Origin of the sequence: Chelativorans xinjiangensis (assembly GCF_009812055.1) — a bacterium.
In the GTDB taxonomy this organism is placed as follows: domain Bacteria; phylum Pseudomonadota; class Alphaproteobacteria; order Rhizobiales; family Rhizobiaceae; genus Chelativorans; species Chelativorans xinjiangense.
In genome coordinates this window covers 37,222-45,463 of record NZ_WQNH01000043.1, presented here as the reverse complement: position 1 = coordinate 45,463, position 8,242 = coordinate 37,222, and the positions used below count along the sequence as shown (strand labels likewise).

Here is an 8,242-nt window from a genome sequence, read left to right as displayed (position 1 = left end):
TCCACCTCCGTCAAAATGGAGGTTGAATCAGAACAAAATGTCGCCGTCACATCACAATCGATTCATCGATCACAGGACATGCTCTAGAGAACGTCGATCGGTCGGAACCGCTTGCGAGGCCGCCTCCTCGCCACTGCCATCCATGCCGCAAATCGCCATGACGCTGGATACGCAGGCATGAAACGCTCCGAGGGGGCGTGACGCGCGGTGCGTCTCAGTCCTATGACGGGGGCGGCCCGATCCGGTCAGGATGGGCAGCCGCGAAGGCGGCGATCTCGGAGCAGTTCCGGCCGATCCTCTGGATCCGTTCCAGCCCGGACTGGTCCACCTCCCAGCGGTGGGCGTTGTAGAGCTGTGGCACGAGGCAGAAATCCGCCATGCCCGGCCTGTCGCCGTGGCAGAAGTCGCCGGCAACGCCCAGCATGGCCTCGAAGGCGCGCAGGCCCTCAGCGATGAACTTCTGCATCCAGGCCTTGCGAACCTCCTCCCCTCCACCGGTCAGATCCGCCACATGGGCGACGACGCGCAGGTTGCACACGGGGTGGATTTCCATGGCGATAGCACCCGCCAGCGCGCGGACATGGGCACGTCCCGCGGCATCCTTGGGCAGGAAGCCGGCCGAACGGGTCTCGTCGAGGTATTCGATGATGGCGAGCGACTGGGTGAGCATGCGCCCGTCGATCTCGAGCGCCGGCACCAGCCCCTGCGGGTTGCGCGCCAAGTGCTCCTCGCTCCTGTGCGCTTGTGCCAGGAGATCGACAGGCACGATCTCATAATCCTCGCCCAGCATGTTGAGCGCGATGCGTACGCGGTAGCTCGCGGAAGACCGCCAGTAGTCGTAGAGGACCGTAGCCACTATTCCTTGCTCCTGCGCGCGGCGGCGAGCGCCGCCTTGAGAGTTTCGAGATCGCCTATGCGGTTGGCGAGGATCAGCACCAGCCGCGCGTTGAGGGCCGCACCCTCCTCGAAGCTCAAGCCCTTATGCGCCTCCAGCAGCGCTTCGTAGAAATCGTCGCCCGCTGTCCCGAGCCGGTCGTCCGCGAGATCTTTCATGGCCGCCTCACCTGCCAAGTTCCTTGTCGACCGCCGCCCGGACGCCTTCCGCCGTCGGCTCGCGGAGGACCGCGCATATATGCTGATCCGGCCGGAAGAGATAGGAGAAGCCGCTGCCGTAGCGTTCGAGCGCGAACCCTTCACGGTCAAGGAGATCGCCGCCATCTGCGCCGACACGGAGGTGCCTGATACCGTCGATTTCTCGCTTGGCCTCGTCGCCGAAGGTGACCAGCGTGAACCCGTCGTCGAGTTGGTTCAAGAGCCATGTGCTCTCGCCACGCTTTTCTAGCGGCGTGTCGACCGCGACCCGGCCAGGCGGAAGCGGTGGTGGGTTCGCGATGGCCTCGATGTCGTAGAACCGTTCCAGCGAGCACGGCACCGAAAGGCGCCCGGAATTGATGAGCCGGCGCGCGAACGGCATATCGGCGGCGAGGTCGAGCACCGCCCGGCGCATCATCTTTTCCATGTCCGATTTCGGCGTCATGAAGGTGGTGGTGCGCGCCGAATTCCTGATGTTCTCGTCGGCGCCATGCGCGCGCTCAGCGTTGTAGCGCTCCAGGATGCCTTCCCGCGCCTCCCCTTTCACCACGGCCGCAAGCCGCCATCCGAGGGCGTCGACGTCCTGGATGCCGCCATTGCCGCCGCGCGCGCCGAAAGGCGAGACGACATGCGCGCTGTCGCCGGCGAAGATGACGCGCCCGTGGACAAAGTGCTCCAGCCGGCGGCACTGGAAGGTGTAGACCGAGACCCAGTCGATCTCGAAGGGCCGCTCGCCGACGATGGACTTTATGCGCGGGATGACGTTCTCCGGCTTCTTCTCCTCTTCCGGGTCCGCGTCCCAGCCGAGCTGAAGGTCGATGCGGTAGATGCCGTCGGGCTGCTTGTGCAGGAGGGCGGACTCCCCCTCATGGAAGGTCGGCTCGAACCAGAAGCGCCGGTCGGCAGGGAAATCCGCCTGCATCTCGATATCGGCGATGAGGAAGCGCTCCTCGAAGAGCTGCCCTCGGAAGTCGAGCCCCAGCATTGAGCGGATGGGCGATTTCGCGCCGTCGCAGGCGACGATGTAGCCGGTATGCAGCTTATAGGCACCGTCGGGCGTTTCCACCTTGAGCGTGGCTCTGCCGCTGCCGTCCTCGATGCCGACGACCTTGTTCTTGAAGCGCAGGTCGATCAGTTCGGGGAATTGGCGTGCGCGCTCGACCAGATACTCTTCGACGTAGTATTGCTGCAGGTTGATGAAGGCCGGCATCTTGTGCCCCGGCTCCGGCAGGAGGTCAAAGGCGTAGAGCTCGCGCTCGCGGTGGTAGACCCGGCCCACCTTCCAGATGATACCCTTTTCCACCATGCGCTCGCCGACGCCCAGCCGGTCGAAGATTTCGAGCGTGCGCTTAGCCCAGCAGATGGCCCGCGAGCCGATCGAAACGACGTCGTTGTCGTCGAGCACGATCGAGGCCACGCCCCTGAGCGCCAGGTCGATGGCAAGAGAAAGGCCGATCGGTCCCGCGCCCACGATGGCGACCTTGCAGTCGCGCCGGGGCCCGCCGGAAAGCTCCGGCGGAGCCGTGTATCCGAAGCGCCTGTACCGGTAGCGCGGCATACGTCCTCCCCGAACGCCGGTCTGCGCCGGCGCATGTCAGCCCTGCAACGCCTCCCACATTTCCTTGTCCCGCGCCGCCGTCCAGATGCGGGGCGTATCGATACCCTGCGCCTCGTCATAGGCGCGCGCGACATTAAAGGGCAGGCAGTGCTCGTAGATCGCATAGCTGGAGAACTTCGGGTCGCAGGCGGCCCGGCAGGCCTCCCACGCCTCCTTGAGCGGGCCGCCGCGCACCGCCGCCTGGGCCACCGGTCGATAGGTGGAGCAGATGAAGTCGGCGGTGAGGTCGAGAGCGCTGTCCACCTTTTCGCGGCCGACCAGCGCATCCCCCCTGCCAGGCGCGATGGCGTCGAGATCGAAGGCTCGGATGGCCTCCAGCGTCGCCGGCCAGTCGCCGAAATGCCCGTCGCCGCAATAGCAGGCGGAATGGTACTCGACGATGTCGCCGGTAAACATCACGTTGGCGTCCGGCACATGGGCGACGATGTCGCCCGCAGTGTGGGCGCGGCCGAGGAACATGAGGTCGACCCGGCGCTTGCCGAGATAGACGCTCATGCGGTCGGAAAACGTGGTGGTCGGCCAGGTCAGCCCGGGTATGCTCTCATGCCCCTCGAAGAGGCGCGGGAAACGCCCGAACTCCGAATCCCAATCCTCTTTTCCGCGTTCGGCCACCATGGCGCGGGCCTTCTCGCTCATGACGATGTTCGGCGCATCGAAAGCCGAGGCGCCAAGCACGCGCACGGCGTGATAGTGGCTGAGGACGAGATGGGTGATCGGCTTGTCCGTCACCGAACGGATCTTCTCGATTACCTTGCCGGCGAGCCTCGGCGTGGCCTGCGCCTCGATGACCATCACGGAATCATCGCCGATGATCACGCCGGAATTGGGATCGCCCTCCGCGGTAAAGGCCCACAAGTCACGGCCTATCTCCGTGAAGGAGATCGTCTTTTCCGTCATGTCCCCTTGGGATGCGAATTGTTTCGCCATGATTCCTTCCCGGTTGTCGCCGGCCTTAGCTTCTGCACTCGCCGCTGTCCTGTCCGCTTCGTCCAGCGTCGCTTGCACCTCCTCTGCAATCCCGCTAATGCAGATTTCGTTACGGTCGTAACGGTTGATTTTGCAACTATCAAGACCAGGAAATGGGGGCCGGCATGAGCGGGGATTTCGACCTTGGAGCCTTTCTCCCCTATCGGCTCAACAGGGCGGCAGAGCTGGTCAGTCTCCGCTTCGCCGCCCAGTACAAGGCAAAGTACCGGATGACGCGGCCGGAGTGGCGCGCCCTTGCGGCCCTCGGCTTCCATGGCCGCATGACGGCAACCGAGATCGGTGCGCATTCGACCATGCACAAGACCAAGGTCAGCCGCGCGGTCAAGGCCCTGGAAATACGGCGCTGGCTGCGCAGGATCGAGGACAAGAACGACCGCCGGACCGAGCATCTGGAGCTAACCGCTCTTGGCCTACACAGCTATCGCGACTTGGCGAAAATGGCCCAGGACTACGAAGAGGAACTCGCGTGCCTTCTCGGCGCAAGCGGCCTGAAGCAGCTTGAACGCGGCCTGACCGCGCTCGAAGACGCAATGTTGAGCGGGACGGAAGATCCGAACTCTCAGAGCAAGCCCATCGCCAAGCACAGCGAGAGATGATGGCGAGCGTGCCGCCGCTGCCCATCATGACATAGGCGATACCGCAGCACGTCAGGATATGAGTTCAGCAAAGAGACCTGGATCGACATTCCCGCCGGATAGAACGGCGACAACCGTTTGGCCCCTCACATCGATGCCCCTGTTCAGCAAAGCAGCAAGTGCAGCCGCTCCGGACGGTTCCACGACCAGCTTCAGCTCACGGAATGCGAAAGCAACGGCCCGCTTTACCTCTTCCTCCGAAACGACCAATCCCCCCATGACATGCTGCTTATTGATCGAAAACGTGAGTTCGCCTGGCGTCGAGACCAACAGTCCATCGCAGAGTGAGCCGGAGGCCTTCTGATTGGCAAGCCGCTCGCCTGCGATGAACGATCGCGCGTGATCGTCAAATTCTTCCGGCTCGACGGAGTAGAGCTTTGTTGACGGTGCTTGTTCGTGGATAGCCAGTGAATTCCCCGCGAGCAGTCCGCCGCCTCCGCACGGAAAGAGAACCGCGTCCGACGTGAGGTTCAGCTTGTTCAGGTCTTCGACAATCTCGCGGCCGACCTTACCCTGCCCGGCGATGATGAAGAAGTCGTCGTATGCGGGACGACGACGGCACCACGCTCCTCGGCGATAGCGCGGACCATGGCAACACGGTCGTCCTCTTCGCGGTCGAACAGAATGACCTCCGCGCCGGCCGCAGCCGTGCGCTCCCGTTTCGTCGCGGGGCTGTCCGTCGGCATCAGGTTGATGGCTCGGATGCCGAGCAACTTGGCAGCTGTGGCAACGCCTAGCGCATGGTTTCCAGAGGACATTGCTTCGACACCGGCCGATTTACGGTCGTCGGGAATGCGTGAAAGCCGGTTATAGGCGCCACGGAACTTGAAGGAACCGGTTCGCTGAAGCGTCTCCGCCTTCAGAAAAACCCTGGCTCCAGTGATGGTGTCGAGCTCGGGTGAGGCTAGAAGTGGCGTCCGAAACGCCACGCCAGAGATCATACAGGCTGCATCGCCGACATCGACCGCAGTGGGCAGTTCAAGCACTGTATGAATCCTGTTCCAAGTACGAATTTCGCCCACAGTAAGAGGCTGTGTTCCGATAGCAAGCCAGATTGAGTCGTTACGGCAGTAGCTATCACATTGGTTGAAAGGTCACGCCGACCTCCACGCGCGCGTTATCCCCCACAGATGTCTGTCAACTTGACTTTGTTTCGCTCGAACGCTCAGCATCGCTGAGTTGTCGCCGGGCCGCAGCTGCCTCGAGATCGAGATGATCGCGCAGCCCGTCCGGCATTCCCAGCTGACGCGCCAGTTCGTCGAGATAGCGCCGCTCCTCGGCCGTGTCCGGATCGACGGCCAGTGCGGAGGCGAGATAGAGTTCGGCGCGCTGGGCGTCGGTTCGAGCAAGCTGCGCCACTTCGACGGGATCGGGGGAAGCCGAGAAATAGTCGAGCAAGGCTGCCTTCTCCTCTGCGCCGAATCCCATTTCCTTGATCTGATCGCGAATGTGGCCGTGCTCCGCTTGGTCGATATGGTCGTCGGATTTTGCCGCCGAGATCACCGCGCGCATCAGCGCGAGCCGAAAATCCTGTCCCTCGTGATCCCGATCATGGTCGACGTCAAAGCCACTGCCATCGGGCGGTTTCGGCAGATTGAGCGGCTCGGCCTCGTTGCCCGACGGCTTGTTCTGCTTCCAGTCCTGATAGGCCTTGTAGGCGAGACCGGCAACGACGGCCATACCACCGTACTTCAGCGCCTTTCCGCCAAGCTTGCGTCCTGCTTTCGTGCCGAGCAAGAGCGCGAGCAATCCACCTGCCGCAGCCCCGCCTGCGAGCCCCCCTGGAAGGCCCGATCGGATTTGATCGACCGGCAAGGGTCCCGGTTGTTTGGGGGGATGCACACTCCTTGGGGAGCCCAGAAAGCCTTCGAGAAGCTTGTTGATGTCCATGGAGAAGAGTCCTTCGCTGATGCATCGGCCGGTGACCTGCATCTAAGGACGTTGACGCAAGATTTCCAGGATCGTTCGGTTGCCGGACACGCTCCCTGCTGCGGACGGGGCGAAGAGCGGCTGGGCGGTCTTCAAGTCTCGTCCACGTCTTCTCCCGGCAGCTCCACCGCCTCATGAAGGCTGTTTCGGACCCAGAGCTGTTTCACCGCGATGAGCATGAGAACAGCAAGCGGCGTTGCCAGAACGACGCCGAAGGGCCCGAAAAGAATTCCAAAGGCGAGGAGCGCAAAGAGAGTCACCGCGGGCGGAAGCGTGACCACCTGCTCCTGTATCAGCGGAATCAGGAAATTCCCCTCGATCTGTTGAATAAGAAGGTACAAAGCGCCAACCCACAGCGCGAGTTGCGGCCCCTCGGCCAGAGCGATGGCGATTGCCGGAGCCGCACTCAGGACGGGACCCGCGAAAGGAATGAATTCAAGCACCCCCGCGATCACGGCCAGAGCGAGGGCCGACGGGACACCAAGAAACCGAAGACCGATGTAGGTCAGCACCCCAACGACCAGCATGGCAAGCAGTTGCCCCATCAGCCATCGCCGCAGGCCGATGTCCATCACATCGAGAGTTTCCTCCGCAAGCGAGCGGTAACGCGGAGGAAATAGAAGGAGCAGACCGTATCGGTACAGTTCCGGGCGATAACCTATGTAGAGAGCGGCGACAAGAACAAGGACGACGTTCGCCAGCAGCCCCACCGCCGCCGACGACAGTCCCGCAATGCGGCCGAGCATGAAAGTCTGGGACATCATCGCCTCGGCGCGCTCCGCAAGCCAGGCTTCAGTGTCGCTAACACCCAGCCATCTCTCTAGGGGCCTGATGAGTTCCGGTAGCCGATTCCATAGCTGCGCCAGTTGCTCCTGGAGTTGGGACCCAAGCACAATGAAGAATACTACAAATAACGCAACGATTGCCGCCGATACTATTGTGAACGATGCACTTCTGTTGAGACGTGCGTTTCTCTCTACGAAAGAAGCCAAGCTCGTTAGTGCAATCGATACAATAATTGAAGAAAAAACAAGAAGAACCAGATCCCGCAATTTCCAGACTGCCAATGCCGCAGCTATGACCAAGCCAACAGTTAACAACTGCCAGTGGACAATCGCGAAATCCCTACTGTTCTTTTCTGCCATCCAATATCACATCAGAAAAACGCTCAAACGATCCATCCGCGGAAAGCGTCGATTCCCGCAAGCGTGGCGACGTTAGATGCACGAACACAAACAGCAACGTGCACGGAAAAGTTCCGTGTCGCCGATCTGCTTCACCTCTACCTGCGATGGCCAGAGTGGCGGGAACAATCCGCGAGGTTGTGGGTTGCGGTGAATGCTCATGATGACCGGCCTCATCACCCAACACATGATCGCGCACATCGTCGCGATGAACATGGTTGCCCCCGTTGTTGCGCTCTTCGCTCAACGAAACAGGCTCATATGGCGTAAGGCATCGTCATCGATCGGCGCGGCTACGGCGGTGCAACTGGCGCTGTTGTGGGGATGGCATCTGCCGGTGCCCATGGCTTATGCAACGGCCTCCGCCGAAGGCATGTTGCTGATGCACACATCGCTCTTCCTCGCAGCGCTCTGGTTCTGGGCCAGCGTCGTCGACGCGGCGATTAGAACCGGCTGGCGTGCCTTGGCCGCACTGCTGGTGACAGGGAAGATCTTTTGCCTCTTGGGCGTCATCATCGTCTTTGCGCCACGACCGCTCTATCCGACCATGCCCTTGCACACGCAACGCGGCCAATTTGCCGATCCTGCACTTCAGCTGGCCGACCAGCAACTTGCCGGGTTGCTCATGCTCATAGTCTGTCCCCTCACCTACGTTCTCGCCGCAATCGTCATCGCCGCTTATTGGCTTTCCTACATCGATCGGCACCCTGGTTGGACGCATCGAGCGGCGCCGCACCTGCAAGACCCGCTGTAGGATGTGGTGGCGCAGAAGCTGGGTGGCGGGCTTGGTAATCGCC

8 protein-coding genes and 1 pseudogene are annotated in these 8,242 nt (G+C 62.0%); 2 read left to right on the top strand and 7 right to left on the bottom strand.

The features are described from left to right. Positions 1-220: 220 nt before the first annotated feature. From maiA to GM910_RS21155, 4 genes are read right to left on the bottom strand one after another with little or no spacing between them, the layout of a single operon-like run. The gene (gene maiA, locus GM910_RS21170) at positions 221-859 is read right to left on the bottom strand and encodes a maleylacetoacetate isomerase (protein WP_159591012.1); all 639 of its coding nucleotides are present in this window, start codon (positions 857-859) and stop codon (positions 221-223) included. Next, a complete protein-coding gene (locus tag GM910_RS21165; RefSeq protein WP_159591002.1) occupies positions 856-1,053 on the bottom strand; it encodes a DUF2783 domain-containing protein in 198 nt (65 codons plus the stop codon). Before GM910_RS21165 ends, maiA begins: the two co-directional genes overlap by 4 nt. A gap of 7 nt (positions 1,054-1,060) precedes the next feature. After that, positions 1,061-2,650 (bottom strand): FAD-dependent oxidoreductase, encoded by a 1,590-nt coding sequence (locus tag GM910_RS21160; protein ID WP_159591000.1) that lies wholly within the window; start codon positions 2,648-2,650, stop codon positions 1,061-1,063. 36 nt (positions 2,651-2,686) lie between these two features. Further along, the gene (locus tag GM910_RS21155) at positions 2,687-3,637 is read right to left on the bottom strand and encodes an MBL fold metallo-hydrolase (protein WP_159590990.1); all 951 of its coding nucleotides are present in this window, start codon (positions 3,635-3,637) and stop codon (positions 2,687-2,689) included. Positions 3,638-3,801: 164 nt separating this feature from the next. On the opposite strand from GM910_RS21155, the gene GM910_RS21150 reads away from it, so the two are divergent. Continuing rightward, positions 3,802-4,293: a MarR family winged helix-turn-helix transcriptional regulator gene (locus GM910_RS21150; protein ID WP_159590987.1), complete on the top strand. Its 492-nt coding sequence runs from the start codon at positions 3,802-3,804 to the stop codon at positions 4,291-4,293. A gap of 51 nt (positions 4,294-4,344) precedes the next feature. Here the strand turns inward: GM910_RS21150 and GM910_RS21145 are convergent. The 3 genes and pseudogenes from GM910_RS21145 to GM910_RS21135 all read right to left on the bottom strand — a co-directional run bounded on the left by GM910_RS21145 (position 4,345) and on the right by GM910_RS21135 (position 7,406). Beyond that, positions 4,345-5,273 (bottom strand): annotated as a pseudogene (locus tag GM910_RS21145) (threonine ammonia-lyase). A gap of 196 nt (positions 5,274-5,469) precedes the next feature. After that, positions 5,470-6,222, bottom strand: a complete 753-nt coding sequence (locus GM910_RS21140) for a tellurite resistance TerB family protein (RefSeq protein WP_159590984.1) — start codon at positions 6,220-6,222, stop codon at positions 5,470-5,472. A gap of 131 nt (positions 6,223-6,353) precedes the next feature. After that, positions 6,354-7,406 (bottom strand): AI-2E family transporter, encoded by a 1,053-nt coding sequence (locus GM910_RS21135; protein ID WP_159590981.1) that lies wholly within the window; start codon positions 7,404-7,406, stop codon positions 6,354-6,356. Positions 7,407-7,599: 193 nt separating this feature from the next. Between GM910_RS21135 and GM910_RS21130 the strand changes: the two genes are divergently transcribed. Continuing rightward, positions 7,600-8,199, top strand: a complete 600-nt coding sequence (locus tag GM910_RS21130) for a cytochrome c oxidase assembly protein (protein WP_159590978.1) — start codon at positions 7,600-7,602, stop codon at positions 8,197-8,199. The last annotated feature ends 43 nt before the right edge of the window (positions 8,200-8,242 follow it).

Excerpts from the sequence above, each read along its gene's own strand:
- GM910_RS21165 (WP_159591002.1), bottom strand. The coding sequence starts at position 1,053 with ATGAAAGATCTCGCGGACGACCGGCTCGGGACAGCGGGCGACGATTTC.
- GM910_RS21160 (WP_159591000.1), bottom strand. The coding sequence starts at position 2,650 with ATGCCGCGCTACCGGTACAGGCGCTTCGGATACACGGCTCCGCCGGAG.
- GM910_RS21155 (WP_159590990.1), bottom strand. The coding sequence starts at position 3,637 with ATGGCGAAACAATTCGCATCCCAAGGGGACATGACGGAAAAGACGATC.
- GM910_RS21150 (WP_159590987.1), top strand. The coding sequence starts at position 3,802 with ATGAGCGGGGATTTCGACCTTGGAGCCTTTCTCCCCTATCGGCTCAAC.
- GM910_RS21140 (WP_159590984.1), bottom strand. The coding sequence starts at position 6,222 with ATGGACATCAACAAGCTTCTCGAAGGCTTTCTGGGCTCCCCAAGGAGT.
- GM910_RS21135 (WP_159590981.1), bottom strand. The coding sequence starts at position 7,406 with ATGGCAGAAAAGAACAGTAGGGATTTCGCGATTGTCCACTGGCAGTTG.
- GM910_RS21130 (WP_159590978.1), top strand. The coding sequence starts at position 7,600 with ATGCTCATGATGACCGGCCTCATCACCCAACACATGATCGCGCACATC.